Source organism: Microbacterium sp. STF-2 (genome assembly GCF_034650155.1).
GTDB classification, from domain to species: Bacteria; Actinomycetota; Actinomycetes; order Actinomycetales; family Microbacteriaceae; genus Microbacterium; species Microbacterium maritypicum_A.
This window is the reverse complement of the sequence record NZ_JARKMW010000001.1, coordinates 2,761,139-2,785,956: the sequence shown is the minus strand read 5'-3', so window position 1 is coordinate 2,785,956 and position 24,818 is coordinate 2,761,139. Positions and strand designations below refer to the sequence as shown.

The following is a 24,818-nucleotide window of genomic DNA, read 5'->3' as shown; positions in this document are numbered from 1 at the left end:
TCAGTCCCTCTCGAATCGGAAGACGGTGGGATCGAGCGCGAAGCCGAGGCCCGCCGCGCCCGTCGGCCGCGCCCTGCCGTCGAACGACGGACCGCCGAGGATGAACGATGGTGCGGGATCGTACGGGTTGACTCCCCGGGCGAACGTCTCCACACCGATGCCCAGGTGCGCGGTGATCTCAGGATAGACATGCCCCGACACGGGCACACCGCGCGAGGCTGCCCAATCGATCATCTCGCGGGCAGGGGTCACGCCGCCGATCGCGACGACGTCGAGTCGCAGCACGTCGACACCGCCGACATCGACCAGCGCCTTCAGCACAGCGGGGTCGGTGACCTCGTCGCCCACGGAGACCGGGAGTCCCGACTCCCGGCGGATGCGCGCGACCCCCTCGGCGTCTTCGGGGAGCAGGGGGTCTTCCAGCCACGCGAGATGCGGGTCGCCCCACCGCGCGATCTCGGCCAGCGCGGTGTCGGCATCCGGCCAGCCGAAGCCCACGTCCACGACCAGACCGGTCGCATCGGGAAGCTCGGCGTTCAGCAGGGCGAGCAGTTCACGCATATATGCCGGATCCGGAATGCGGGAGATCTTCACGTTCGTCCAGCCCTCCGCCTGCGCGAGAACCTCATCGGCCACCTCGCGGGGAGTCCGCTCGGCAGACGGGTACGCGGCGACGAGCATCGACTCCCGCGGGGCGTTACCCGTGCCGAGCAGCGTCCACAGCGGCACACCCGCACGCCGCGCCGCGATGTCCCACAGCGCGATGTCGACCAGGCCGATCGCGCGCCGCACCAACCCCACCCGTCCGACGATCGCGCTGCCGCGCAGCATCCGCTCCCAGGTCGCCGCGGGGTCGTCGACATCCGCACCCACCGCGTGCGCCGCGACGAGGCGATCGACGATCTCGGCCATCGGCGCCTCCCGCGAGAGGCAATAGGCCACCCCGGTCGTGCCGTCGTCAGCCGTCGCCTGCACGGCGCTGTACTCGCGGCGGGTCACCGTCATCGCCCCCAGGTGCAACGGTGCCGGGAGCGGCAGCACGGCCGTGGCCGTGTCAATGCGGGCGATCGCGCTCATTCGGGCTTCTTCGCCAGCGGCACACCGTAGTCGACCATGAAGCCGCCGTCGACGTAGAGCGTCTGTCCGTTCATGTAGCGCGACTGGTCGGAGACGAGGAAGCTGACCGCGGCGGCGATCTCGCTCGCCTCGGCCAGGCGCTTCGCGGGGATGCGCGACAGGATCGTGTCGAGGCTGAGGGTGCCCGCCTCGACGCCCTGACGGAAGACGCCGGTGTCGACGTAGCCGGGCGCGACCGCGTTGACCCGCACGCCGCGCGACGCCCACTCGGCACCCGCGGTCGAGGTCAGTCCGATCACCGCGGCCTTGGTCGTGGCATAGGGCGCACGACCGGCCGAGCCGCGCGACGAGATGGAGGAGATGTTGACGATGCGCCCATCGCCGCGCTCCAGCATCCGCTTCCCTGCCGCCTGCAGCGCCGAGAACACCCCGTGCAGGTTGACGTCGACCACGGCCGACCATTCGTCCCAACTGAGGTCTTCGATGCCGCGATGACGCTGGATGCCGGCGTTGTTGACGAGCACCTCGATCGGCCCGAGCTCGGCTTCGATCTCTCCGAACACACGGTCGACGCCGGCATGATCGGTGACATCGAGCTCGCGCCACAGGATGCCGGCGGGGTTGTCGCCGGCGGTGAGGCCCGGCACCCGGTCGGCGGCGACGACGAGGTAGCCGTCTGCGGCGAGGCGCTGGCCGATCTCCCATCCGATCCCGGCGGATCCTCCGGTGACGACGGCGACGGAGCCGGCAGGGGTGGGGGCGGTCATTGCTCTCCTCAGGTTCGAGTTTTGCTATAGCAAGTGTATCGGGGGCGCCGTCAGTGGTCGAGCAGCTCCGCCACGACCGCCACCGCATGCGTCTCGAGCAGGTCGAGCGCGCCCGGCGCCAGGGGCGTCTGCCACGCCTGATACGCCCCGCGGTCGTAGGCATCGCGCGTCGGCAGGTACACGAACCCCGGGCCGTTCGTGAGGTTCATCACCACGATCGGCGTCGCGGGGAACCGCGCGCGCAGCGTGGTCTGCAGCCGCGAGTACGCCTCACCCGGATGCCCCACGATCACGGCATCGCCGAGCCTCCAGGCCCAGACAGGGTGCTGCACGGTCGGACCGTCGATGTATCCGTCACGCAGATTGCGCGCGCGACCGAGACGCTCCTCCCGCGAGCGCGGGTCGATGTCCTTCCACTCCTCGGCGAGCGCGTCGAGCGTCGGCAGGTCGCGCAGCGGAAGCTCGACGCTCGTGACCGAACCCGCCGCATCCTCCCCGCCGTCCGCCGTCCGGCCCGTCCAGATCGCGAGCGGTGCACCGGACTCGACGATGCCGTCGAGCGTCAGCTCTTCTCCGGGAACGGGAAGCGCGTCCAACGCCGCGAGCACCGCGTGCCCGAGCGAGCGTCCGTGTCGATCGGCGACCGCGACGTCGCCGGTGTACTGCTCGCGCGGAGCCAACTCACCCGAGGCCCCCTGCACGAACAGGCACGGCGCATCCGTCGCCGCCTCGACGATCTCGCGCATCGCCCCGACGTAGTCCGGCGACACCTCTCGGCTCTGCCAGGCGAGCGTGGTCGGGTGGCACGCGTAGTTCACGAGCGTGCCGTGCACCGCGCCGTCGACGCTGAGGCGTCCGATCGTCACGGTGTCGTCGGCCGTGGCCGCGGGGTTGTACCCCACCAACGCCCGCCCATCCACGTCGAGCTCCCGATCGGCGGCCAGGGTGCAGGTGCCGGTCGTCCACTCGATCAGTCCGGGGACCGCACCGTCGAGCGCCTCGCGCCCGGCGGCGACCCCTGCGGCGGTGAGCGCCTCGAGATACCCCGGGATCAGCTCTCCCCCCGGCAGATGCGCATCCGCGGCACAGAGCACGGCACCCGCGTGGGTGTGCGAGAGCGAGAGCATCAGCTGATCGGGGTCGAGGCCGAGAGCGTCGAGGATCGTTCCGCGCACACCCTGCTCATCGGCGACGCGACGCCACCAGGTGCCGTCCACCGCGAGCAGCACGCGCGGGCGGTCGTCGGCGGCGATCACGGCGAGCGCGGTCAGCTCGAACGGACGATGCGCCCCCTCGGATCGCTCCCAGTCGGCGGGTCCCCAGTTCTTGGCACGGATGCCGACCGGCGGCGTGATGTCGCGTCGGGCGATACCGATGCGCGCCCGCGTGCGGGGGATGCGGATGCGGGCGCCAAGACGTGCGGCCGGTGCCGTGTCGTTCAAACCTGGTCCTCCATGTTCTCCATGATGCCGCCGCTCAGGCGATCGTCAGCACGTCGGCGATCAGCACACGTGCTCCAGCCTCGGGAAGAGTCACCTCGACGCCGCGCTCGACGCCGTCGCTGTAGAGCAGCGTGGAGGGTGCGGCGAAGCCCTCGGCCAGCCGCATCCGTCCTCCCACGAACTGACTCCCGGTGATGCGAGCGTGGTTGACCCCCACGCCGATGTCGAGGTGGGCAGCACCCTTGGGCACGGTCGATGTCACGCCACCCACCCGCCAGGTCACGACGCCCCCACCGGCGGCCCTGCTCAGCAGAGCGCCGTCGGTGCGCTCGGTCGACAGCTCGACCCCCTCGACAGCGATGGCCTGGTCCCGCACCGCGGTCACGGTGAGCTGCACATCGCGCACCGTGCCGCCCCGGATGGTCACCCTCGACGCACCGAGCTCTGCCGGGGCACCTGTTGCCGGACCGCTCAGCCGGCAGTCGACGAACTCGACGGCTCCGGCGCCTCGTGCCTTCATCCCGTCGATTCCGGTGATCGTGCATCGCACGAAGCTGACGGGCACCGAGACCGGCGTCTGGATCAGCACCTGATCCTTCGGGAGGGCGAAGGTGCAGTCCTCGATCACCGTCGGCCGCGATGATCGCGCCGATCGCTGGCCGATCGCCAGCAGCCCGGCGGTGCAGCCGCGCAGCTGAGCCCCGTCGGCATTGATCGTCATGGTCGCCTGCGGATCGAACGTCGATCGTCCGATCGCCCGGACGTTCTCGAGCGTCAGGTCGCTGATCTTCGTGCCGGCGACGAACCACGAGCAGACGTGGTCGCGCACCGTGATGCGCTTCGCGGCGGTGCCCCATTGCGCCCCGGAGTTGGCGATGTCCATCAGCCCCGAGTTGCCGATGAAGGTGAGATCGTGCTCGTACTGCCCGTGCGTGGTGAAGGGGTTCCCGCCCTGATCGTCGCCGTCTCCGTGGCAGTTCTCGACGATGCAGTAGGCGCTGGCCGTCAGATCGTTCAGGTGCCGCGCGTTCGACGACGTGCAGTCGCTCACGCGACCGTACAGGCTGTAGATCTGCTGCGTGAGATAGCCCGCACCGCCGTAGAAGACCGTGGGCGGGTTCTCGACCGAGCAGCGTTCGGTCGTGAAGTGGGTGTTCCATCTGCGCATGATGACGGGCCACCAGGTGTGGCTGGCGTGCACGTCGGCGACATCGCAGTGGATCGCGTACTCGAAGGCGATCGGGTGCGATCCGGTGAGCTCGCGAGAGTCCGGGAAGGAGCCGTCCGTCGGTCCGTCGAAGGGCCCGGCCCCGAGGAACCGCATGTTCGAGATGCGCACCCCCGCGACCGGATCCACCTGCCGCCAGACGAGCTTTCGCCCCTTGTCGAGCGGCCAGCCGTTGAGGTAGTCGATCCGGATGTGGGTGCCGTCGATCTGCTGCGTCACCTGGACGAATCGCTGAAGCTCGCGCTCATCGGCCCCACCGCCGGCGACCGGATCGCACTGCACCGCCCACCAGGTGTCGACGGCGAACATGGACGCATCGGGCACGGCGACCGCATCCGTCTGCTCCGGCCAGGCTTCCGCCAAAGTGTGCTCGACGGTGACGTCTCGGGATGCCCCGGTGAAGAACATCACCGCACCGAACGGGTTGTCGTGGGTGTTCGCCTCGATACCCTCCGTCGTGATCACATGACCGCCGAAGTCGATCTCGAGGTGGGAACGGGTGAAGCGGTGTCGCCGCTGGAAGAGCAGATCGGTGCTCGCCTCGATCCGCCGGACGCGGAGGTCGTTCACCAGGGCGTCGAGCGCGTCATCGGCCGCCGTCTCGGGCCCGGTGATGCCGAAGACCCGGAAGTCGACCGTGCCGTCATGCTGCAGCAGCCACGTGGTGCCGCGCTTTCCGGCGATCACCGTGCCGCCGTTGGCCGCGACGTCGGCCCCGCCGCAGCCTACGTAGACGAGCAGCCCGGCGTCGCCGGGGGTCCGGTAGCCGGCGACGATGGCCACCTCGCCGTCGCGTGCCCGCAACCGGGACAGGTCGGAGACCGTCTCCGCGCGGAGGATGTCCTTCGCACCGGCCGCGACGGGAGCGGCCTGAGCGGTCGTCGCACCGGCGAGAGAGCCGGCAGCGCCGAGGGCGACCACACCGAGTCCGGTCATGAGGGCGCGGCGACCCGTCGATCGCACACTCGCATCCAGTTCGGCGCGGGACATCACCGCACCCCGGACGTCGCGTCCGCTTTCAACTGCACCTCGGCCGGAACCGTGAAGTCCGCCCGTCGACTCAGCACGAACGCGATGCTCGCGCCGAGCAGGGTGAGCCCGGCGATGAGGAGCAGACCCCAGATCGCCGATCCGGTGGTCTCGCTGATCCAGCCGATCGCATACGGACCGGCGAAACCGGCCAGGTTGCCGACCGAGTTGATGAAGGCCAGCCCGGCAGCAGCCGCCGTGCCCGTGAGCACCATGGGCGGCAGGCTCCAGAACAGCGGTGTCGTCGAGAACAGGGCCGACATGCCGACGCACAGGGCGGCGAGCGCAAGGATCGGCGTGCCCTGGGCCGCGACCGCCGCGATGAGCGAGAGCGCGGTGATCGTGAGCGTGATGCCGATCTGCAGGGGGATGTTGCCCTGCTTCCTGGCTGCGCGCTCCCAGGGGAGCATCACGAGCGCGGCGCACAGGTTCGGCAGGGCGACGAGCCATCCGGTGGTGGAGTTGGAGAAGTCGCCCATGCTCTTCACGATCGTCGGCAGCCACATGCCCAGCCCGTACGCGCCGAACACGACGCCGAAGAAGAGCACGATCAGGGTCCACAGACGCCCGTTGCTGAACACCTCGCGCAGGCGCAGCCGCCCGTGCTTCTGCTCGGTGGCCGCGGTCTCGGCGGCCAGGGTGTCGTTGATCCACCGCTGTTCGGTCGGGTCGAGCCAGCGGGCGTCCTGCGGGCGGTCGGGCAGCCAGAAGAAGACGACGAAGGCGAGGATCACCGCGGGGATGCCCTGCAGCAGGAAGACCAGCTGCCAGCCGTCGAGGCCCCACATCCCGTGCAGTTCGAGCATCCAGCCCGACAGCGGCGCCGCGACCGCGTTCGCGATCGGGTTCGACAAGACGAACACCGCGAGCACCTGCGTGCGGTACTGCCGCGGGAACCAGAGCGTGAGGTACAGGAGCACTCCGGGGAAGAAGCCGGCTTCGGCGATGCCCAGCACGAAGCGTGCGATGGCGAACTGGGTCGCATCCTGCACGAAGGCCGTCAGGGCGGCGACCAGACCCCAGGAGACCATGATGCGCGCGATCCACTTGCGCGCACCGAAGCGCTCGAGAAGCAGGTTGCTGGGCACTTCGAACAGCAGGTACCCGATGAAGAAGATGCCGGCGGCGAATCCGAAGGCCGCTTCGGTGATCTGCAGCGCCGCCGTCATCTCCAGCTTGGCGAAGCCCGCGTTGTTGCGGTCCATGTAGGCGACGAGATAGAGCAGCCCGAGGAACGGGCCGAGGCGCCAGATCGCCTTCTTCATGGCGGAGGCCCCGACCTCCTCTGACGTGCGCGTATCGGGGGCGATTCCGTTCCCGGACATGACAACTCCTTCGTCATCGATGGACTGGCTTGCTATAGCATCTAGCAAAACCCTCGCCGTGTCCACTCATCCGGAAAATGCCATAGCATCGAGCGAACGAATGCGCGCCCGCTCGACGAGACGGAACCGCGGATCGAGAAGGGCACCGAATGCGCAGCGTCTCGGATCAGAACATCGCCGAACAGGTCGCAGACGAGCTGCGCGCGGCCATCCATTCCGGAGAACTCGCCCCCGGCGAGCGCCTCGTCGAACGCAAGCTCGCCGACCGGCTGGGCGTCAGCCACATCCCGGTACGCGAGGCACTGACCCGTCTCGCCGAGGAGCGCCTCATCACCCGGGAGCCCCGCCGCGGCGCCCGCGTCGCCCAGCTGAGCGCACAGGACCTCCAGGAGATCTCGAGCCTGCGGATCGTGCTCGAGCAGTTCATGGCGATCCGCGTGCAGGAGCGGTGGAACGAGGAATCCGCCGCCCGACTCGGTGCCATCATCCAGGCGATGGCGGATGCGGCACCCGGCGACATCGACGAGGTGCTGCGCCAGGACCGCTTGTTCCACGAGACGCTCGCCGACCTCGCCGAGCACCGCTTCCTCGACGAGTTGAGCGGCCAGCTGCGCGGACGCATCACCGGTTTCCTGCATGCCGCCAACGCCGCTCTCGACCCTGCCGAGCAGGAAGAGCATGTGCGCAGCCACCAACAGATCGTCGATGCCATCGCGAGCGGTGACCCGGAGCAGGCGCAGGCCGTGATCGCCGCGCACGTGACCAGGGCGGTCGAGCGCATCACCCCGTCGACCGACGCGGACACCCCGTGACCGCGCGCACGATCGTCCTCACCGGAGCCTCCGACGGGATCGGCGCGGCAGCCGCCCGCCAGCTCGCGTCGTCCCCGCATCGGCTCATCCTGGTGGGACGCTCGGAGGAGAAGACCCGTGCGGTCGCCGCGGAGACGGGCGCTGCGTGGTTCACCGCCGACTTCGCACGCCTCGACGACGTGCGGGCGCTCGCCACGAAGATCGTGGAGGGGGTCGGCGACGGCGGCATCCACGTGCTGGCGAACAACGCCGGTGGCATCTTCGGCGATCAGACCCCCACGGTCGACGGCTTCGAGAAGACCATGCAGGTCAACCACCTGGCGCCGTTCCTGCTCACGAACCTGTTGCGGCCTCAGCTGTTGAAGGCCGAGGGCGCAGTCATCAACACCTCCAGCATCGCGCACCGCCTGTTCGGCCACCTCGATGTGGACGACCTCGACAATCACCGCCGCTTCAGCGCGAACAAGGCCTACGGCGATGCGAAGCTCGCGAACGTGCTGTTCGCCAAGAGCCTGCACACGAAGTTCCACGCCGACGGGCTGAGTGCGGTCGCGTTCCACCCCGGCACCGTGCAGACGAACTTCGCTTCGGACTCGTCGAGCATCATGCGCCTGCTCTACCGCACACCGCTCAAGCACCTCATGCTCGTCGGCGCCGACAAGGGTGGCGCGACCCTGCGCTGGTTCATCGAGGGCACCCCCGATGAGACATGGTTCTCCGGCGCCTACTACGACGAGCGTCAGCTGACCGCGAAGGTCAATCCGCAGGTGGATGACGCGGCCCTGGCCGAGGCGCTCTGGCAGCGCAGCGCCGAGCTCGTCGGCATCTCCTCCACCTAGTCCCGCATCCTCCCGCCACCTCGCTCCGGCACCTCTCCCGCCGCCTCCCCCGCAGGTGAGATTCGCCCTTCTCGCGCCCGGTCCACCGAATCACCCATATACTTGCCACGGAAAGTAAGTAAGTGCTCGTGGAAAGGATGCGCCGTGGACCTGCATCGACTCTTCGATGATGTGATCCGCTTCGAGATGGAGATCTGGGAGGCGGTCGACCGACGTCTCCGCGCCGAGCATTCCCTGCCGCTGAGCTGGTTCGAGCCCATGCGGGCCATCGACCGGATCGAGAACTGCCGGGCTTCCGACATCGCGACCGAGCTCTCGATCACCGAGGGCGGCACCAGCAAGCTGGTCGCTCGCATCGAAGCAGCGGGCTATTGCGAGCGCACACCGAACCCCGACGACCGGCGGGCCTCGTTCATCACGCTCACGCCGGCGGGCGAGGACATGTTGACGATCGCGACCCAGACCTTCGGCAGAGAACTGGAGCCGTGGTTCCAGAGCGTCTCCGCCGACGACCTTCAGCACTTCGCCACCACTCTCGCCACCCTCCGGGTGCGCAAGCCCATACCGACGACAGGAGTCACCCCATGACCGAGATGATGCGCGCGATCGTGCTCGACGCACCCGGCCCCGTTGAGGCCCTCACCATCCGCGAGCTGCCGATCCCGACACCGAGTGAGGGCTGGGTGCTGATCCAGGTGAAGGCGTTCGGCTTGAACCGCTCCGAACTCCACACCCGACTCGGCCTGGCGGAGGGCGTCACCTTTCCCCGCGTGCTCGGCATCGAGGCGACCGGAGTCGTCGTCGAGGCGCCCGGGGGCGAATTCACCCCCGGCCAGCAGGTCGTGGCGGTGATGGGCGGGATGGGACGCGCGTACGACGGCGGATACGCGGAGTACACCTGCGTTCCCGCGACCCAGGTGATCGCTTTCGAGAGCGACCTCGACTGGGGCACCCTCGGCGCCCTGCCCGAGATGCTGCAGACCTCGTACGGATCGCTCACCGTGGGGCTCGACGCTCAGCCGGGCCAGTCGATCCTGATCCGCGGCGGCACCTCGTCGATCGGGATGGCGACCGCGGTGCTCGCGAAGCAGCGCGGGATGACGGTCTTCTCGACCACACGCAACCCCCGCAAGGCCGAGGCGCTCACCCGCATCGGCGTCGACCACGTGCTCATCGACGACGGCGACGTGCAGGCGCAGGTCAGAGCGATCCTGCCCGAGGGCGTCGACACGGCTCTCGAGCTGGTCGGCACGCCGACCCTGCCGGACACCCTCCGCTCGACGCGCGTGCACGGCGTGGTCTGCTTCACCGGGATGCTCTCGAACGAGTGGACCGTGAAGGACTTCTACCCCATCGAGTACATCCCCCGCGGCGTGCGCCTCAGCGCGTACGGCGGAGGCGCGGCCGACCTGCCGCCGGCTGTGCTCCAGGGCTTCCTCGATGCGGTCGCGGCCGGCGAGGCCACCGTGCCGATCGACCGCGTCTATGCCTTCGACCAGATCGCCGAGGCGCACACCGCGATGGAACAGGGCACCGCCGTCGGCAAGCTGGTCGTCGTCACCGGCCTCTGACCCGACACCCCCACACCCCACACCCCGCCGAGTGCACGGGTGCTCGCCGAGCGCACGGCTTCTTCACGTCGAGAAGCCGTGCACTCGGCAGCATCCCGTGCGCTCGGCGGCATCCGCTGCACTCGCGCCAGGAAGCGCGCCCGGCTCAGACCCTGAGGTTCGCCGTGTCGACGACGCGCGGGCCCTCGGCGGGGAAGGCCGTGCGCGTGACGCCCGACTCGACGTTGCCGGTGTGCACCAACGTGGACGAGGCGCCGAACGCGGCGTCCGCCAGCTCCAGCGCCCCGCCCTCGAAGCGGTTGCCGACCGCGCGGTAGTGAGTCGCGCCCTTCGTGACCGCGACGTGCGTCGCCGCCCCCTCCGCGCGGAAGGTGCTGTCGGAGAGCGTCAGATGCAGCTCGCCGTCGCCGGTCCGGGAGACGCCGGTGCCGCCCTTGACCGCCACGTCCGATCCCGCGATCTCGACGGCCTGCCGCTCTCCTCTGGCCGCGGCGATACGGGCGTTGCGGAGTGTCGATCCCTCGAACCGCAGACGCTCCGACGACGAGGCGATCGGCGCGGCATCGTCAGCCGCCGTGAGCGTCGATCCCCGGAACGTGACCGCTCCGGCTCCCGCGATCTTCATGCCGCCGACCCGGTCGAGCACCGTGTCGACGAACGTGACGGGTGTCTTCACCGTGGCGTTGGTGAGTTCTCCCGGCGCGACGAACGTGAAGTGCGAGTCGGCGATCACCGTCGGCCGTGCGGAATTGTCGGACGCCTGCGTGATCACGAGGGTGTCGGATGCCGTGCACCCGCGCAGCTGCGCGCCGTCGGCGTTGATCCACAGCATGCCGGAGCCGGCGAGCGAGGGCTTGCCGATCACCTGCACGTCTTCGAGCGTGAGGTCGGTGATGCGCACACGGGCGACGAACCACGAGCACACGTGCTTGCGCACCGTGATGCGCTTGGCCGCCGAGCCCCAGGCCGCACCGGAGTTCGCGAACGTCATGAGACCGGAATTGCCGGTGTACGTGAGGTCGTGCTCGTACTGCCCGTGGGTGACGAACGGACCCTGGTCGTCACCGTCGCCGTGGCAGTTCTCGACCAGGCAGTAGGCGCTCGCGGTGAAGTCGTTCAGGTGCCGGGCGTTCGCGGTGTGGCAGTTGGCGACGTATCCGTAGAGGCAGTAGATCTGCTGCGTCAGGTAGCCGGCCCCTCCCCAGGTGACCGAGGTCGGGTTCTTGAGCGTGCAGCTCACGGTCGAATAGTAGGTGTTCCACCGGCGCTGGATGAGCGGCCAGAAGGTCCCCGTGCCGTCGATGTGGTCGACGTCGCAGCGCACCGCGTACTCGAACGCCAGCGGGTGCGATCCCGTGTACTCGTCGGTACCGGTGCCGAGGAACTTCAGGTTCGACACCGTCACGTCCTGCACCGGCACGACCCGGCGCCAGGTCATCGTGCGATCCTTGCCCAGCGGCCAGCCGTTCTTGTAGTTGATGCGGATGTGCGTGCCGTCCACGATCTGCGTGACCTGCACCATGCGCTGCAGCTCGCGCTCCCAACGACCCGACAGCGCGTTCACCTCTGCCGCGTACCACTCGCCGACAGCGAAGAACGACGAATCGGCGACCGGGAAGACGTCGCCGAGATCCGGCACCACCTCGCCGAGCTTCGCCTCCTGCACCGCATCGGTCACCTCGCCGCGGAAGAACATGACCGCCGCGAACGGATCGTCTTTGCCGGCGTTCTCGATGCCGACCGTGGTCATGAGGTGTCCCCCGAAGTCGAAGGCGATGTTCGACCGTGAGAACGTGTGGCGGCGCACGAAGTTGAGGGGGCTGTGCCCCTCGATGCGGTGGACGCTCGCGTCGTTCACCATGGCGTCGAGGGCGTCGTCGGCGTTCACGCTCGCATCCATGATCCCGAACATCCGGAAGTCCACGACCCCGCCGTGCACGAGCAGCCACGCTCCGCCCTTCGGGGCCGCCAGCACGGTGCCGCCGTTGGCCGCCGGAGCGTCCTTCTTCACGAAGCGGTACAGCCCGGCACCCCCGTCGCCGGCTGCGGCGTAACCGGTCGTGCGGACCAGATCACCGTCCTTGCCCTTGCGCTTCACGAGCGTGGTCGCCGTGCCGCCGTTCGCCACCGACGACGATCCCGAATCTCCCTGCGTCACGATCGGGCCGGCAGCCTGCGCCGGAGTCTGCGCGCTGACGGCCGCCACGCCTCCGATCGCCGCCGCACCGAAGCCGGCGAGCAGCATGCGCCTGCTGCGCAGGGTCGCGGTCGGGCTCTCGAGAGCGGCCGTCTCCTTCTGGGTCGTGCTCATCTTCTGGGTCATGCTCATCCTCCTTGCGGCGTCATCGCCGCGGTCAGGCGTCCGGTCCTTCGGCCGGGCCGCATCATCCGATCGATCCCCCGTCCCCAGCGCTTCTCCGAGCGAGGCGCTCAGAAGTAGTCGCCCGCCGTGAAATGGCGGATGCCGTCGAGCCGCGGCGCACGCCGCAGCGCACGGATCATCCCGGTGCGGTCGTCCTGCCGCACAGCCTCGGGGGCAAAGGCGCGGAGTGCGCGATCCTCCTCCGGCAGGGCGGGAACGGCGAGCTCGCACGATGTCACCCCGGCGGAGTGCCAGTCGACGGCGATGGCGGAGAGCAGCTCATCGCGCACCTCGTCGCCGTCCATTCCCGGGAGCACAGCGCTCTCCAGGAGCGTGCCGATCCCGCCGCGACGCTCGGCGACCGCGTAGCCGAGCACCGTCGACCCCTCGGTCCGGCAGTACAGCGTCGCACCCCGCATCCGCACCTCCGCCATCGCCCTGTCGCGGTCACCACGCACCGGGGCGAGCACGACCCTGCCCGCACGTGAGCACTCGTAGACCTCGCACAGCGGGCGGAAGCTCCCGAGTCCGACGGTCGCGCGCTCGACTCGCGCATCGGTCCCGGCCGACACGGGTGCCGTCCAGGAGCCGGCCAGAGTGCGCGCCATGGAGAAGGTGTCGAAGCCGCTGGACCGATACACCTCCGGGGTGCCGGTGAACAGCAATGCCCAGTCGGCGTCGCCGCCCGTCTGCAGGGTCGCCGCCACGAGTCGACGGGCGAGGCCCTGTCCTCGCGCCCGCTCGGCCACCGCGACGCTGCCGATCGCGTGCACCTCGGCGACGCCATCGGACTCGCGCAGCTGCTTGGGCAGACCGTATATCGAACCGCACAGGCCGTCATCGTCCTCGGCGACGAGTGTGTGCGCGAGCCGCTCTTGATCGATGAGCCACTGGTCGGGGGCGAGCGGCGGCGTGAACGCCTGCACCCACAGCGCGGTGAGCGCGGTCTGATCCTCGGCCCGAGCCGCACGGATGATCGGTGCACTCATGCGTCGCTCCGGGCGATCTCGGCCGCGCGGATCGTGTTCGCCACGACCACCCGCGACTCGCCCCAGGGAGCCACGGTCGACCCGCGCGGTGCCGCATCGAGCAACGCGTGGATCAGGTCACGGAACCCCAGCGTCTCGTTCGGCCCGTCACCCTGATCGCCCACCGCGTCCTGATCGCCGTCCACGTCGAGCGAGACCGAACGGATGCCGGCGGCCGTCACCACCTCCGCTCCGTACGCATCCGCGCCCGGCGTCCCCGTGACGAGCACCTGCACCGGCACTTCGCGCTCCGCGCCGGGAACCCGCAGCAGACCCTCGATGCCCGCAGCATCCTCCGACGCGGTCGTCGATCCGGGGCGCGTGCGCGTCCAGCCGGATCCCGAGACGAGAGCCGCCCCGGGCAGCAGCACATCGACCATCTCCCAGGCGTGCACCCCGACCGTGACGGCCGTACCGCCACCGCGCCGCGGGTCGTCCTGCCACGCCCGGTCCGGCAGTTGGAAGGCGGCATTGTCGTGCTGTGCGTGCACGCGGAGCGCGAGCACATCCTCGCCCCCGATCTGCCCGGCCAGCGCGACGAGCGCCGGAGCGAAGCGCAGGACGGAGCTCGTGCCGACGGGGGCCGACGATGCCGTCAGCACGCGGTCGATCTCGGCGAGTCGAGCCCCGGTGGGGGCGATCACCTTGTTCACGAACACCGGAGCGTCTCGGCTGCCGAGCAGGTGCAGAAAGCCCCGGACATCGTGCGGGCGCGGTGTCGCGATGACCAGGTCGGGACGCAGCGCCGTCAGCAGATCGAGCGAGGCCACCGCCGCGCCACCGAAACGCAGGGCGAACTCCTCGGCCGCCCCCGCATCCGCATCGTGCACCCCGACGACTTCGGCACCGAGCGCGCGAACGTTCGCCGCGTCGCTGTAGGGGTGCGAGTGCGCGAGTCCGGCGAAGGCCACACGCAGCGGCGTGCCGGTCATGCCATCGACGACAGCTGGTCGCGGGAGACGGCGTGCGCGAGGGGACGCCCCGCGGCGAAGGCCTCGACCTCGTCGGCGACGATCCGCCCCTGACGCCGTCGCCCCTGGGTCGTCCCGGCGGCGCGGTGCGGGGTGACCAGCACTCCGGGAAGCGCGCGGAACGGACTGTCCGCGGCGAGCGGCTCCTCGTCGAACACGTCGATCGCGGCGCTCAGCCGTCCCCGCTGCAGCTCGTCGATCAGCGCCGCCTCATCGACGATCCAGGAGCGCGCGGTGTTCACGAGCCCCGCGCCGTGGGGCATCAGCGCGAGTTCCCGCCGACCGATCAGGTGGTGGGTCTCGGGCAGGGTGGGGGCATGCACCGCGACGATCTGGGCACGCTGGAGTGCCTCTTCGAGCGGGACGAGTGCGGCTCCGAGAGCGGTGGCCGCCTCCGCATCGATGGTCGGGTCGACCAGCAGCGGCTCGGCGCCGAGCACCCGGATCAGTTCGAGGTAGGCCCGCCCGGTGCGGGACGCCCCGATCACCGCGATGGGGGTGCCGAGGATCTCGCGCTGCACGCCCACGGCATCCGCGTCGTACCAGCCGTCGCCGGCGCGCAGGGCGTTGTGCATCTCGGGCACCCGGTGCAGCAGGGCGAGCGTGAAGGTGAGCGACACCTCGGCGACCGGCCGCGCCATGCCCGCACCCGCCTGGGTCACGACGACACCGCGGTCGAACAGCTCATCGGTCGCGAAGGGCTTGATCGTCGCACCGGTGTGTGCGATCAGCTCGAGCTTCGGCAGCGCCGCGAGCACTGCCGCGTCGAAGGGGCCGACGCCCCAGCTCGTGATCACGACGCGTGCGGCGCCGAGCTCTGCCTCTGCGAGTCGATCGACCCGTGCGAACCCGCCGCCCAGACCCGCGGCGACCGCACGCAGGCGTTCGGCATCCGCGTCGGAGAAGAACTCCGTGAAGAGCTCCTCCGAGACGACCGCGACCACGGTCGGCGCACTCATGCCCACGCTCATCTCGACACTCACCGCAACACTCACCTCAACCAGGTCTCGAGGTTCTCGGCGATGAAGGCGTCGTCGTTCAGATCGGGATACGCGAGACGCACCCGCGCGATCTCCTCCGCCTGCCCCGGCGAGAGACCCTCGGCGGGGTCGAGGCACCAGGTGCCATCGAGCAGCCCCTGCTGGCGGAGCATCTCATGCACGCCGGCGATGACGCCGTGGAAATCGTTGCCCGGATCGAACACCGCCTGGTTCACGTCGACCATGTCGGAGGCGATGAGGCCCAGCTCGCGGTAGGCGTCCTCGTCTCCCCCCATCGCCCGCTGTGCGCGTTCGAGCAGCGAGACGGCGGCACGTGTGCCCACGGCCCACTGGCCGAGCAGCCCACCGACGAACCGCAGGGTGCGCGGACCGGTCGGCGAATCCACGTGGAACTCGGAGAGCAGGTCGGCCACGATCGCGTCGTCGTTGCCGGTGTAGAGAGCGATCTCGTCGGCACGGCCGGAGGCGGCGACCCCGCGCACCAGCTCCAGCGTGCGGTAGCGGTCGAAGGGAGCGGCCTTGACGGCGACGACGGCCGGGATCGAGGCGAACTCGCGCCAGAAGTCGCGATCGAGCACAGGTCCACCGATCGCCGTCTGCAGGTAGAAGCCGACCACCGGCAGCACCTCGCCCACCGCGCGGGCGCGTTCGAGCAGAGCCCGCTCGTCGGCACCGGCGACGCGAGGGCTCACGAGCACGGCGTCGTAGCCCAGGTCGCGGGCGAGCTCCGCTTCGGCGACCGCCTGGGTCGTGCCACCGGCGACACCGGCGATGCGCACCACGTCGGCATCCGCGCGGGCATCCAGCTCCTCCGCGGCGAGCGCGAGGACCGGTTCGAACAGGGCGTGCTCCGGATCGCGGATCTCGAACTGGGTCGTGTGCACCCCGACCGCGATGCCTCCGGCCCCGGCGTCGAGGTAGTAGCGGGTGAGCGCGCGCTGACGGCGTTCGTCGATGCGTCGCTCGGCGGTGAGGGCGAGCGGATGCGCCGGGATCACGGCGCCACGGGCGAGGGTCGCCGCGGCCTCCGGGCGCAGAGGGGGAACGGTCATCAGAACTTCCCGTCCCGCACGGCCCACTTGGTCGGCTTGGCGATCATCGGCAGCTCCTTCTCGATCCAGTCGGCCTGGAGGCCGATCAGGGTCTCGGCGGAGACCGCCGGGTATCCGAACAGCGCCATGCACCGGCGGGCGTCGCTGAGCAGCGCAGTGGGCTGCGGCTCGTCGACGATCTCGACCTCGCGGTCGAACAGGGTGCCGAAGCGACGGGCGATCGATTCCACGCTCAGCAGCTCCGGGCCGGTGAGGTTGATCGTGAAGGGGTCGGTCGAGGCGTGCACGAGGCTGCGCAGCACGACCTCGTTCGCGTAACCCTGCCAGATCACGTTGACGTTGGCGGTGGCGACCGACACGGGCTGTCCCGCATGCACGGCGCTGCCGATGTCGGCGAGCACGCCGTAGCGCAGGTCGACGGCGTAGTTCAGGCGGATGATCGCGACCCTGGTGCCGCGCTCCTGCGCCCCGAACTCGAAGACGCGCTCACGTCCCAGGCACGACTGCGCATACTCGCCGATGGGTGCGGGCTGCACCTCTTCAGACGCTCCACCCGAAGCCGCAGGAAGGAACGGGTAGACGTTGCCGGTCGAGAGCACCGAGATCGCGCTGTCGCGGTAGCGGCGGGCGACGCGGTCGGGCAGCGCGGCGTTGACTTCCCACGCCCACGACGCGTTGGTCGCGGCGCCGAACTTCGCACCGACCATGAACACCACGTTCGGGGCATCCGGGAGGGATGCGAAGTCGTCGTTCTCGATCAGGTCGAACGGGACGACCTTCACCCCGGCGCTCTCCAGGCGCTCGCGGATCGCGGCGTCTCCGAAGCGGGAGACGGCGTAGACCGTGTCGCCCTGGCGTCCGGCGGCATCCATCCCGCGGCGCGCGAGCATCGCCAGGGTCGGACCCATCTTGCCGCCGGCGCCGAGGATCACGAGGTCGCCCGCACCGCGTGCGAGATCGGCGATCAGCGCGGCGCTCGGTGTCGCGAGCGCCTCCTCGAGTTCCGCCTCGGAAGTGAACTGGTGCTGAGTCATGTGGTGCTTTCCCTTCTTCTCAGCCCTTGATGCCCGTACCGGCCACGCCCTCCTGCACGTACCGCTGAGCGATGAGGTACGCGAGGAAGATGGGCAGCAGTGCCACGACGGATCCGGCGAGCATGGTGCTCAGCGGCACGTTCTGCTGCTGCAGCGACGAGATGCCGACGGTGAGTGTGAACATCGCGTTGGACTTCGCGATGATGAGCGGCCACAGGAAGTCGTTCCAGTGCCACAGGAAGACGAAGATGCCGAGCGTCGCCAGGATCGGCTTGCACAGCGGCAGCACGATCCGCAGGAAGATGCGGAACTCCCCGGCGCCGTCGATGCGTGCGGCCTCGAACAGCTCGTCCGGCAGCCCCTGGATGAACTGCCGCATCAGGAACACGGCCTGTGCGTTCGCGAGCGACGGCAGGATCAGGCCCCAGTACGTGTCGACGCCACCGAGGTTCGCCATCAGGATGAACGTCGGGATGAGGGTGACATGGAACGGCACCATCACCATCGCGAGGAACGACCAGAACATCACCTCCTTGCCGCGGAAGCGCTTCTTGGCGAACGCGTAGCCGGCGAGCGCCGAGAGGAACAGCACCGCGACGACCGAGACGAGCGAGTAGATGAGGGTGTTGCCGAGCCAGCCGAGGATGTTCTGCCCGGCGAGCACCTGCTCGTAGGCGTCGAACGAGATGTCCTGGAAAGGCAGCAGGGAACCCGGGAGCTCGACGACCATGCCGGGCTTCAGGCTCAGCACGACCATCGCGTAGAAGGGGAAGAAGCTGAGGATGCCGGCCAGGCTCAGCCAGATCCATCGCCCCACGATCCCCCAGCCGGTGGGCTGCAGCGCGCGGTAGGCGCGGCGCTGCTTCGTCGACGTCTTCGGCGGCGTCGCCGGGGTCTGGGTCGGCGGCTGCAACAGAGCGGTCATTTCTGCTTTCCGATCACCAGGCGCTGGATGAGCGCGACGACGAGGGTCATGACGAACAGGGCCACACCGATCGCGGCCGCGTAGCCGTAGTCGAAGTAGCGGAAGCCCTGGTCGTAGAGCATGTAGACGAGCGAGTAGCTGGCGTTCGCCGGCCCGCCCTGGGTCATCACGTAGATGACGTCGAACACCTGGAACGCGGCGGTCGTCTCGATCACCGCCAGGAAGAAGAACGTCGGCCGCAGCACCGGGAGGATCACGTAGCGGAAGCGCTGCCAGGCGTTGGCGCCGTCCATCAGCGCCGCCTCTTCGAGCTCGCGCGGCACGTCCTGCAGCGCGGCGATGAGGATCATCATCCCGTAGCCGAATCGCGACCAGACGCCGACGACGACGATCGCGGGGATCACCAGGACGGTGCTGCCGAGCCAGGATCCGCCGAGACCGAGGGGTGCCATCAGCGCCGACCAGGGTCCGTTCGCGGAGAAGATCCAGACGAAGATCGACCCGGCCAGCACGAGCGAGGTGATGACGGGGAGGAAGAAGATCGAGCGGAAGAAGCGTGCGCCGCGGAAGGCCCGACGCACGCCGAGGGCCATCACGGTCGAGAGCACCAGCGCGATCGGCACGGCGCACACCGTGTAGATGAGCGTGGTGCCCATCGCCCGCCAGAACAGCGGGTCGGCGATCATGCGCTGGAAGTGGTCGAGACCCCGCCACGAGATCTCACCGGTGATGTCGTAGTCGAAGAAGCTCAGCGCGACTCCGGCGATGCTCGGGCCGAAGCGGAAGGCGATGAACAGGAGGAAGGCGGGGAGCACGAACAGGAACGCGATCCGCGCCTCTCGTCGTGCGAGCACCCGCGTGACCCGCCCTGCGGGCTTCTTCGCCGTGGTTGCCGTCGTCATCAGTGGTACCTCACGTGGGGGGAGTGAAGGGGTGCGGGGGCGTGCGGAGTTCGGGCTCCGCACGCCCCCGAGGTGTTACTTCTTGGCCAGCGGCGCCGCGGCGGTCGCGGCATCCTTCAACGCGTCCTCCGGCGACTTGTCGCCGAGGAGCGCTGCCTGGATCTCCGGCGCGAGCACGCCCATCAGCGCACGGGACGAGGCGTTGAGCTCGCCGACCGTCGTGTCGGGAACATACTTCTCGACCTCGCCGAGCAGCGGGTCGTCCGCGTACAGCGGCTCGGTGGTGCTGAGTGCGGAGAAGTAGCCGGCGGCCTTCAGGTACGGCTCGACGACGTCGGCGCCGGTGGCGTACTCGACGAACTTCGCCGCCGCGTCCTGCGCTTTGGAGCCCTTGAGCACCGAGAGCGATCCGACCGTGCCGTAGGCCACGGACTCCTTCTCGGTCAGCGGCGCCATGACCTTGACGTTCTCCTCGCCCCAGAAGGGCACGACCTCGTTGACCGCGTTGTTCCACGTGCACGCGACCTTGCCCTGGGCGACGGCGGTCTGCTCGAGCGGGACGTTGGTGGTGAGCGCCTCGGGGTCGAGAGCACCCGCCTCGGCCAGGTCGGTGAGGAAGGTGAGCGCCTGCACGCCTTCCTTGCTGTCGAAGCCGACGTCGCCGTCCTTCGTGTAGACCTCGCCACCGGCCTGCCACAGCAGCGGGTAGTAGGTGAGGTTGAGGGTGTTCTCCGCGGATGCCGGGTAGTTCAGGGCGTACATGCCCTTCTCGGTGAACCGGGGGGCCATCGCGGTGACGTCGTCCCAGGTCTCGGGGTACTCGGTGACGCCCGCGGCCTCGAACGCGGCGGCGTTGCAGATGAGCGGCTGCGCGCTGGTGAGGATCGGGGCTCCGAGGATGTCGCCGTCGAGCGTGACCGACTTCTTCACGTTGGGCAGCAGGTCGTCCTGACGCTCCGTGCTCAGCAGGTCGTTGAGCGGGGCGATCGACTTCTGGTACGCCGCGAGCTGGTCGGGGATCAGGTAGACCACGTCGGGTCCCTTGCCGGCCGCGATCGCAGTCTGGAGAGCCTCGTCGCGGTTCGCCCACGGGAAGATCTCGTACTTCACGTTGATGTTCTCGTTCTGCTTCTCGAAGTCGGCGATCGTCGAGTCCCAGAAGTCCTTGTGCACCGCCTCGTCGGCGATGACCGGGTAGAGCCAGACGGTGATGTCCTGCTCTCCCTCTGCGGTGTTGCCTCCGCCGGCCGAACATCCGGCCAACAGGGTGGCGGCCGCGATTCCCGCGACGACGCCGGTGATCTTGCTGACGCGCATGGTGCTCCTTTGCTTATACCGTGCTGAGTACGGTTCATTATGACACTGCAATGGGATAATTCGTCAAGTACAAGTTCTCAGAGCCATGTTTCCGCCGTGTTTCCCGTTCGAGAACATCAAAGCTTGATCTGAGAATTGGGTGTGCTAATTTGATCGCACCCGACGACGGAGATGAGGAAGGGACCGCACATGGCCGTGAACAGCCCGCTCTCGATCGTCGCGCGATCCGCTCTGCAGCTGCGCGACTCGGGGCCCGCGACCGTGAACGATCTGTCCCGCTCGCTCGAGATCTCGCGCACGTCGGTCGAGAACGCGGTGACCGTGCTGGCCGACTCGGGCCTGATCGTCGACGCCCCCGCCCAGAACGGCGGCGGTGCCGGACGCCCCGCCCGTCGCTATTCGTTCCACGGTGCCGCCGGGACCGTCGTGGGCGTCGACATCGGTGTCGCGAGCGTTCGCGTCGTGCTCGCCGATCTGTCAGGGGTCGTGATCGCGCAGCGCAGCTACTCCGGTGTGGCCGAGCAGCTCGACGGCGCAGCCAAGCTCGCGGCCGTGATCGACGACGTGCGCCGCACCCTCTCGGTCGTGTCGATCCCCGCATCGAAGGTACGAGCGGTCGGGGTCTCGCTCCCCGGCATCGTCGACGATGCGGGACGCGTGACCACCTCGGTCGTGATCCCGGAATGGTCGGGCATCGACATCGGCTCGCAGCTGCGGCACGCGTTCGGCTGCCCCGTCGCGGTCGACAACGGGGTGCGGCTCGCGGCCGTCGCCGAGCACCATCTCGGGGTCGCGCAACTCGTCGACGACGTGATCTACTTGTCCGTCGGCAACCGGATCGCGATGGGACTGATCCTCGGCGGACGACCGCGCCGCGGCATCCACAACGCCGCGGGCGACATCGGCCGCCTCGCCTTCCGCGGGCTGAACACCGAGACGGGCCAGATCACGTGGCGCACCGCCCCGACCGCCGCCGAGGTGTTCGCTCTGGCCCGCGGGGGCGATCCCGCCGCACAGCAGGAGCTCGACGCCTTCATCGACGAGCTCGCGCACGGCATCGCCACCCTGACCATGACGGTCGACCCGGCCATGATCGTGATCGGCGGCGGGCTCTCCGCCGCGCACGAGCAGCTGCTCGATCCGCTCCGGGCGGCTCTGCCCGGCCACCTGGGCCTGCCCTTCCAGGTGCCGATCGCCGAAGCACGGCTGGGCGCCGAAGCCGCCGCGCACGGAGCCGTCGTGCACGCGTTCCAACGGCACGCCGCCGAGATCTACGGCATCGAGGACATGCCGGCGCCGCCCATCACCCCACTGCCGCTCGAACCGGCGGGGGCGGAAGACACCGTCATCGACACAACCGAGGAGAAGCAGTGAGCACGTTGAAGGTCGGACTCATCGGCGCGGGCGGCATCTCCCGCGTGCATGCCGACGCCTGGCGGGCACTCGGGGCGGAGGGGTACGTCACCTCTCTCGTCGGAGCGGAGGAGATCGCCGAGGAGTACGGATTCGAGCTCGTGCCCGACGTCGACACCCTCATCGGGCTGGTCGACATCGTCGACATCGTGACCCCCAGCAGCACCCACGCCGACTTCGCGCAGCGCGCCATCGCCCGGGGACTCGACGTGATCTGCGAGAAGCCGCTCGCAGCGACGGCCGAAGCCGCGGCGACCGTGGCCCGATCCGCCGAAGAGGCCGGGGTACGGCTCTTCCCGGCCCACGTCGTGCGGTACATGGGTGAATACGCCCAGATCAAGGCCGGCATCGACGCCGGGCGGATCGGCACGCTCGCCGTGCAGCGGTTCAGCCGTGCCGGCTCCGCCCCGCAGACGCCGTGGTTCTTCTCCGAACGCGCGGGCGGGGGCGTCATCCGCGACCTGATGATCCACGACATCGACCAGGCCGTCTGGTTCGCCGGCCCCGTCGCGAGCGTCTACGCAGTGCAGAACCCGCCGACGATCGACGACCGCGTTCCCGCCCCCGTCACGTCGCACGTGGTGCTCACGCACCGCAGCGGCGTCATCAGCCACATCCACGGCAGCTGGGTCGCTCCGGGCATGCCGTTCCGCACGAGCGTCGAGGTGTCGGGTTCCGATGGACGTCTCCGCTACGACAGCGCCGAGGACCAAGCGCTGCGCACCGACGCCGTGCTCCCCGCGGGCGACGCCGACTACCTGCCGCCGATGTCTCCGCAGGAGAGTCCGTACTACGCCGAGATCGCCGACTTCGTCGCCGCGCTGCGCGAGGGGCGCGAGGCGAGGGTCAGCCCTGCAGACGGCATCGAGGCGGTCGCCGTCGCCGAGGCCGCATACGCGTCGATCGCTTCCGGCGCCCCCGTGGCGCTGTCCGAACACCGTGCTCCTGAACTTTTCGCGCCCGATGCCGAGGAGGCCGCCCGATGACCGCTTCCGCCCCGCTGCGCATCGCCGTGCTCTCGTTCGCGCACACGCATGCCCTCAGTTATGTGCACGCGCTGCAGACGATGCCGGGAGTGGAGCTGATCGCGGCCGACCCCGACGGCGCTTCGGCTCCCGACGACGCCCCTCGCGGCGCAGACCTCGCGTCCGAGCTGGGCGTCGCCTACGTCGAGACCTACGACGAAGCCTTCGCCTGGAAACCGGATGCGGTCGTGATCGCCGCCGAGAACTCCCGGCATCGTGCCCTCGTCGAGCGCGCGGCCGCGGCCGGGGTGCACGTACTCTGCGAGAAGCCGCTGGCCACGACGGTCGCCGACGCGATCGCGATGCGCGAGGCGTGCGACCGCGCCGGCGTGATCCTGATGGTCGCCTACCCGGTGCGGTTCGCGCCGAGCGTGCGCGAGGCGATCGCCGAGCTGCGCAGCGGCCGTCTCGGCACGATCCTCGGTGTCACCGGCATCAACAACGGCAAGCTGCCGCAGGATCGTGCCTGGTTCACCGATCCGGAGCTGGCCGGAGGCGGCGCACTGGTCGACCACGTCGTGCACTGCGCCGACCTGCTCGACGAGCTGCTGGGTGAGCGCGCCCAGTCGGTCCGCGCCGTGTCCAACAGCATCCTGCACGCGCAGAGCGAACTCGACGTCGAGACCGGCGGACTCGTGACCATCCGGTACCCGAGCGGGGTCATCGCCACGATCGACTGCTCCTGGAGCTGGCCGATGAGCTCGGCCACCTGGGGTGGACTCACCCTGCAGGTCGTCGCCGAGCGCGGCACGGTCACGGTCAGTCCCTTCGCCAAGGGGGTCGCCGGGCACGATGCGCACGGCGAGACCTGGAGCCCGGTCGGCGCCGACCTCGACGCGCTGCTGCTCGACGAGTTCGTGCGCGCCGTGAGCGAGGGGCGCCAACCGCAGCCCGACGCCGGCGTGGGCATCCGCACGGTCGAGATCGCCACGGCCGCGCAGGCCTCCGCCGCCCGCGGCGGCGCGGTCATCGCCCTCTGACGCGCCTCGCGACGGACGATAACCACAGCCGCGGACACAGCCGTCACGAGCTCACCCGAACCGAGCGGTGAGCTCGTGAACCTGGTCACGGTTGATCGTGCAGGTCCCGGCGTGCGACAGCACTCCGTCTGGCGTCGTCTACTCCTTGCAGAAGTAGGCGACGTCGGAGGCGAACGCGGTCCCGCGCTCCGCAAGCTCCTGGGATATCTTCGTCGCATCCGTCCCGGCCGGCAGCGCCCTGATATCCACCGCGTACCCGTCCATGGCTGTCGCGTAGTCGGGAGTCAGACCGGAGTCCGCATCCTCTTGTCCGCTGATGAACCTCTCGCGGATCTTGTCGACCAGCGAAGCCGCAGCTGCGGGGTCGGACTTGACGAGTTCGGAAGCCCTCTCGAGATCAGGCACCACATCGGCGGCGACCTTCTTGAGAGCCGTGCACATGGCGAGCTCCGCAGTGCTGAGGGTGCTCGCCGACGTGCTCGTCGGTGCCCCCGTGGGCGACCCTGCGGGTGCACCCGAGGAACTGGTGCACGCGGCAAGCAGACCCGCAGCCAGAACCAGTCCACCGAGAGCTGCTGCTGTCTTCGTCTTCATGAGATGACCTCCGGTCCTCGACGTTCGCATCATCCGGATGGACACTCACTGAGCGTGATGCGTAACGTGTTACGCGATCATCCCTGAACCGGACTATGCATCTGCCGAGGCCGCGAGCGAACGG

22 protein-coding genes are annotated in these 24,818 nt (G+C 69.4%); 7 read left to right on the top strand and 15 right to left on the bottom strand.

Going from position 1 to position 24,818, the window contains the following annotated elements; genetic code table 11:
* From MicroSTF_RS13430 to MicroSTF_RS13410, 5 genes are read right to left on the bottom strand one after another with little or no spacing between them, the layout of a single operon-like run.
* Nucleotides 1-1,077 carry an enolase C-terminal domain-like protein gene (locus MicroSTF_RS13430; protein ID WP_315073665.1) on the bottom strand — a complete coding sequence of 359 codons (1,077 nt, stop codon included), beginning with the start codon at nt 1,075-1,077 and terminating at the stop codon, nt 1-3.
* On the bottom strand, nt 1,074-1,844 hold the full coding sequence (locus MicroSTF_RS13425; protein ID WP_315073667.1) for an SDR family NAD(P)-dependent oxidoreductase: 771 nt from the start codon (nt 1,842-1,844) through the stop codon (nt 1,074-1,076). Before MicroSTF_RS13425 ends, MicroSTF_RS13430 begins: the two co-directional genes overlap by 4 nt.
* 50 nt (nt 1,845-1,894) lie before the next feature.
* Nucleotides 1,895-3,286: a hypothetical protein gene (locus MicroSTF_RS13420; protein ID WP_322956226.1), complete on the bottom strand. Its 1,392-nt coding sequence runs from the start codon at nt 3,284-3,286 to the stop codon at nt 1,895-1,897.
* Between the two features lie 34 nt (nt 3,287-3,320).
* A complete protein-coding gene (locus MicroSTF_RS13415) occupies nt 3,321-5,504 on the bottom strand; it encodes a peptidase C14 (RefSeq protein WP_322956225.1) in 2,184 nt (727 codons plus the stop codon).
* Entirely contained in the window at nt 5,504-6,868 is a 1,365-nt protein-coding gene (locus tag MicroSTF_RS13410) for an MFS transporter (RefSeq protein ID WP_021200230.1), read from the bottom strand. The genes MicroSTF_RS13415 and MicroSTF_RS13410 overlap by 1 nt, the downstream gene beginning before the upstream one ends.
* Before the next feature lie 149 nt (nt 6,869-7,017).
* Here MicroSTF_RS13410 and MicroSTF_RS13405 point away from each other — a divergent pair, with 149 nt between their 5' ends.
* The 4 genes from MicroSTF_RS13405 to MicroSTF_RS13390 all read left to right on the top strand — a co-directional run bounded on the left by MicroSTF_RS13405 (nt 7,018) and on the right by MicroSTF_RS13390 (nt 10,090).
* Nucleotides 7,018-7,680, top strand: coding sequence for a GntR family transcriptional regulator (locus MicroSTF_RS13405; protein ID WP_021200229.1), 663 nt, complete (start codon nt 7,018-7,020; stop codon nt 7,678-7,680).
* A complete protein-coding gene (locus MicroSTF_RS13400; RefSeq protein ID WP_029258876.1) occupies nt 7,677-8,519 on the top strand; it encodes an SDR family NAD(P)-dependent oxidoreductase in 843 nt (280 codons plus the stop codon). The genes MicroSTF_RS13405 and MicroSTF_RS13400 overlap by 4 nt, the downstream gene beginning before the upstream one ends.
* Nucleotides 8,520-8,663: 144 nt before the next feature.
* Complete coding sequence (locus MicroSTF_RS13395) at nt 8,664-9,107, top strand: MarR family winged helix-turn-helix transcriptional regulator (RefSeq protein ID WP_029258875.1); 444 nt, start codon at nt 8,664-8,666, stop codon at nt 9,105-9,107.
* Nucleotides 9,104-10,090, top strand: a complete 987-nt coding sequence (locus MicroSTF_RS13390; RefSeq protein ID WP_021200226.1) for a zinc-binding alcohol dehydrogenase family protein — start codon at nt 9,104-9,106, stop codon at nt 10,088-10,090. The genes MicroSTF_RS13395 and MicroSTF_RS13390 overlap by 4 nt, the downstream gene beginning before the upstream one ends.
* Before the next feature lie 145 nt (nt 10,091-10,235).
* Here the strand turns inward: MicroSTF_RS13390 and MicroSTF_RS13385 are convergent, their stop codons facing one another.
* The 9 genes from MicroSTF_RS13385 to MicroSTF_RS13345 form a co-directional block, all read right to left on the bottom strand.
* Nucleotides 10,236-12,413 carry a peptidase C14 gene (locus MicroSTF_RS13385; protein WP_322956221.1) on the bottom strand — a complete coding sequence of 726 codons (2,178 nt, stop codon included), beginning with the start codon at nt 12,411-12,413 and terminating at the stop codon, nt 10,236-10,238.
* Between the two features lie 107 nt (nt 12,414-12,520).
* Entirely contained in the window at nt 12,521-13,441 is a 921-nt protein-coding gene (locus MicroSTF_RS13380; RefSeq protein ID WP_297557058.1) for a GNAT family N-acetyltransferase, read from the bottom strand.
* Nucleotides 13,438-14,412 (bottom strand): hypothetical protein, encoded by a 975-nt coding sequence (locus MicroSTF_RS13375; RefSeq protein ID WP_322956218.1) that lies wholly within the window; start codon nt 14,410-14,412, stop codon nt 13,438-13,440. The genes MicroSTF_RS13380 and MicroSTF_RS13375 overlap by 4 nt, the downstream gene beginning before the upstream one ends.
* Nucleotides 14,409-15,410, bottom strand: a complete 1,002-nt coding sequence (locus MicroSTF_RS13370; RefSeq protein WP_322956216.1) for a hydroxyacid dehydrogenase — start codon at nt 15,408-15,410, stop codon at nt 14,409-14,411. Before MicroSTF_RS13370 ends, MicroSTF_RS13375 begins: the two co-directional genes overlap by 4 nt.
* A 32-nt stretch (nt 15,411-15,442) precedes the next feature.
* Nucleotides 15,443-16,504, bottom strand: a complete 1,062-nt coding sequence (locus tag MicroSTF_RS13365; RefSeq protein WP_051667878.1) for a dihydrodipicolinate synthase family protein — start codon at nt 16,502-16,504, stop codon at nt 15,443-15,445.
* Nucleotides 16,504-17,538, bottom strand: a complete 1,035-nt coding sequence (locus tag MicroSTF_RS13360) for an NAD-dependent epimerase/dehydratase family protein (protein ID WP_021200220.1) — start codon at nt 17,536-17,538, stop codon at nt 16,504-16,506. Before MicroSTF_RS13360 ends, MicroSTF_RS13365 begins: the two co-directional genes overlap by 1 nt.
* Nucleotides 17,539-17,557: 19 nt before the next feature.
* Entirely contained in the window at nt 17,558-18,463 is a 906-nt protein-coding gene (locus MicroSTF_RS13355) for a carbohydrate ABC transporter permease (RefSeq protein ID WP_021200219.1), read from the bottom strand.
* Nucleotides 18,460-19,365, bottom strand: a complete 906-nt coding sequence (locus tag MicroSTF_RS13350; protein WP_021200218.1) for a carbohydrate ABC transporter permease — start codon at nt 19,363-19,365, stop codon at nt 18,460-18,462. Before MicroSTF_RS13350 ends, MicroSTF_RS13355 begins: the two co-directional genes overlap by 4 nt.
* A gap of 75 nt (nt 19,366-19,440) precedes the next feature.
* Nucleotides 19,441-20,682 (bottom strand): sugar ABC transporter substrate-binding protein, encoded by a 1,242-nt coding sequence (locus MicroSTF_RS13345; protein ID WP_322956212.1) that lies wholly within the window; start codon nt 20,680-20,682, stop codon nt 19,441-19,443.
* A 189-nt stretch (nt 20,683-20,871) separates the two neighbouring features.
* On the opposite strand from MicroSTF_RS13345, the gene MicroSTF_RS13340 reads away from it, so the two are divergent.
* Genes MicroSTF_RS13340 through MicroSTF_RS13330 form a run of 3 tightly spaced genes read left to right on the top strand, consistent with a single transcriptional unit; the run spans nt 20,872 to nt 24,100 of the window.
* Nucleotides 20,872-22,056, top strand: coding sequence for an ROK family transcriptional regulator (locus MicroSTF_RS13340; protein WP_021200216.1), 1,185 nt, complete (start codon nt 20,872-20,874; stop codon nt 22,054-22,056).
* Nucleotides 22,053-23,081 carry a Gfo/Idh/MocA family protein gene (locus tag MicroSTF_RS13335; protein WP_021200215.1) on the top strand — a complete coding sequence of 343 codons (1,029 nt, stop codon included), beginning with the start codon at nt 22,053-22,055 and terminating at the stop codon, nt 23,079-23,081. The genes MicroSTF_RS13340 and MicroSTF_RS13335 overlap by 4 nt, the downstream gene beginning before the upstream one ends.
* A complete protein-coding gene (locus tag MicroSTF_RS13330) occupies nt 23,078-24,100 on the top strand; it encodes a Gfo/Idh/MocA family protein (RefSeq protein WP_292768266.1) in 1,023 nt (340 codons plus the stop codon). Before MicroSTF_RS13335 ends, MicroSTF_RS13330 begins: the two co-directional genes overlap by 4 nt.
* A gap of 138 nt (nt 24,101-24,238) precedes the next feature.
* On the opposite strand, the gene MicroSTF_RS13325 is transcribed toward MicroSTF_RS13330, so the two are convergent.
* Nucleotides 24,239-24,694 (bottom strand): hypothetical protein, encoded by a 456-nt coding sequence (locus MicroSTF_RS13325; protein ID WP_322956208.1) that lies wholly within the window; start codon nt 24,692-24,694, stop codon nt 24,239-24,241.
* Nucleotides 24,695-24,818 lie beyond the last annotated feature (124 nt).

What these genes read in the sequence shown, in the direction of transcription:
- MicroSTF_RS13405 (WP_021200229.1), top strand. Translation starts at nt 7,018, where the DNA reads ATGCGCAGCGTCTCGGATCAGAACATCGCCGAACAGGTCGCAGACGAG.
- MicroSTF_RS13415 (WP_322956225.1), bottom strand. Translation starts at nt 5,504, where the DNA reads ATGTCCCGCGCCGAACTGGATGCGAGTGTGCGATCGACGGGTCGCCGC.
- MicroSTF_RS13380 (WP_297557058.1), bottom strand. Translation starts at nt 13,441, where the DNA reads ATGAGTGCACCGATCATCCGTGCGGCTCGGGCCGAGGATCAGACCGCG.
- MicroSTF_RS13370 (WP_322956216.1), bottom strand. Translation starts at nt 15,410, where the DNA reads ATGAGTGCGCCGACCGTGGTCGCGGTCGTCTCGGAGGAGCTCTTCACG.
- MicroSTF_RS13390 (WP_021200226.1), top strand. Translation starts at nt 9,104, where the DNA reads ATGACCGAGATGATGCGCGCGATCGTGCTCGACGCACCCGGCCCCGTT.
- MicroSTF_RS13430 (WP_315073665.1), bottom strand. Translation starts at nt 1,077, where the DNA reads ATGAGCGCGATCGCCCGCATTGACACGGCCACGGCCGTGCTGCCGCTC.
- MicroSTF_RS13350 (WP_021200218.1), bottom strand. Translation starts at nt 19,365, where the DNA reads ATGACGACGGCAACCACGGCGAAGAAGCCCGCAGGGCGGGTCACGCGG.
- MicroSTF_RS13340 (WP_021200216.1), top strand. Translation starts at nt 20,872, where the DNA reads ATGGCCGTGAACAGCCCGCTCTCGATCGTCGCGCGATCCGCTCTGCAG.
- MicroSTF_RS13325 (WP_322956208.1), bottom strand. Translation starts at nt 24,694, where the DNA reads ATGAAGACGAAGACAGCAGCAGCTCTCGGTGGACTGGTTCTGGCTGCG.
- MicroSTF_RS13365 (WP_051667878.1), bottom strand. Translation starts at nt 16,504, where the DNA reads ATGACCGTTCCCCCTCTGCGCCCGGAGGCCGCGGCGACCCTCGCCCGT.
- MicroSTF_RS13425 (WP_315073667.1), bottom strand. Translation starts at nt 1,844, where the DNA reads ATGACCGCCCCCACCCCTGCCGGCTCCGTCGCCGTCGTCACCGGAGGA.
- MicroSTF_RS13385 (WP_322956221.1), bottom strand. Translation starts at nt 12,413, where the DNA reads ATGACCCAGAAGATGAGCACGACCCAGAAGGAGACGGCCGCTCTCGAG.
- MicroSTF_RS13360 (WP_021200220.1), bottom strand. Translation starts at nt 17,538, where the DNA reads ATGACTCAGCACCAGTTCACTTCCGAGGCGGAACTCGAGGAGGCGCTC.
- MicroSTF_RS13410 (WP_021200230.1), bottom strand. Translation starts at nt 6,868, where the DNA reads ATGTCCGGGAACGGAATCGCCCCCGATACGCGCACGTCAGAGGAGGTC.
- MicroSTF_RS13375 (WP_322956218.1), bottom strand. Translation starts at nt 14,412, where the DNA reads ATGACCGGCACGCCGCTGCGTGTGGCCTTCGCCGGACTCGCGCACTCG.
- MicroSTF_RS13355 (WP_021200219.1), bottom strand. Translation starts at nt 18,463, where the DNA reads ATGACCGCTCTGTTGCAGCCGCCGACCCAGACCCCGGCGACGCCGCCG.
- MicroSTF_RS13330 (WP_292768266.1), top strand. Translation starts at nt 23,078, where the DNA reads ATGACCGCTTCCGCCCCGCTGCGCATCGCCGTGCTCTCGTTCGCGCAC.
- MicroSTF_RS13345 (WP_322956212.1), bottom strand. Translation starts at nt 20,682, where the DNA reads ATGCGCGTCAGCAAGATCACCGGCGTCGTCGCGGGAATCGCGGCCGCC.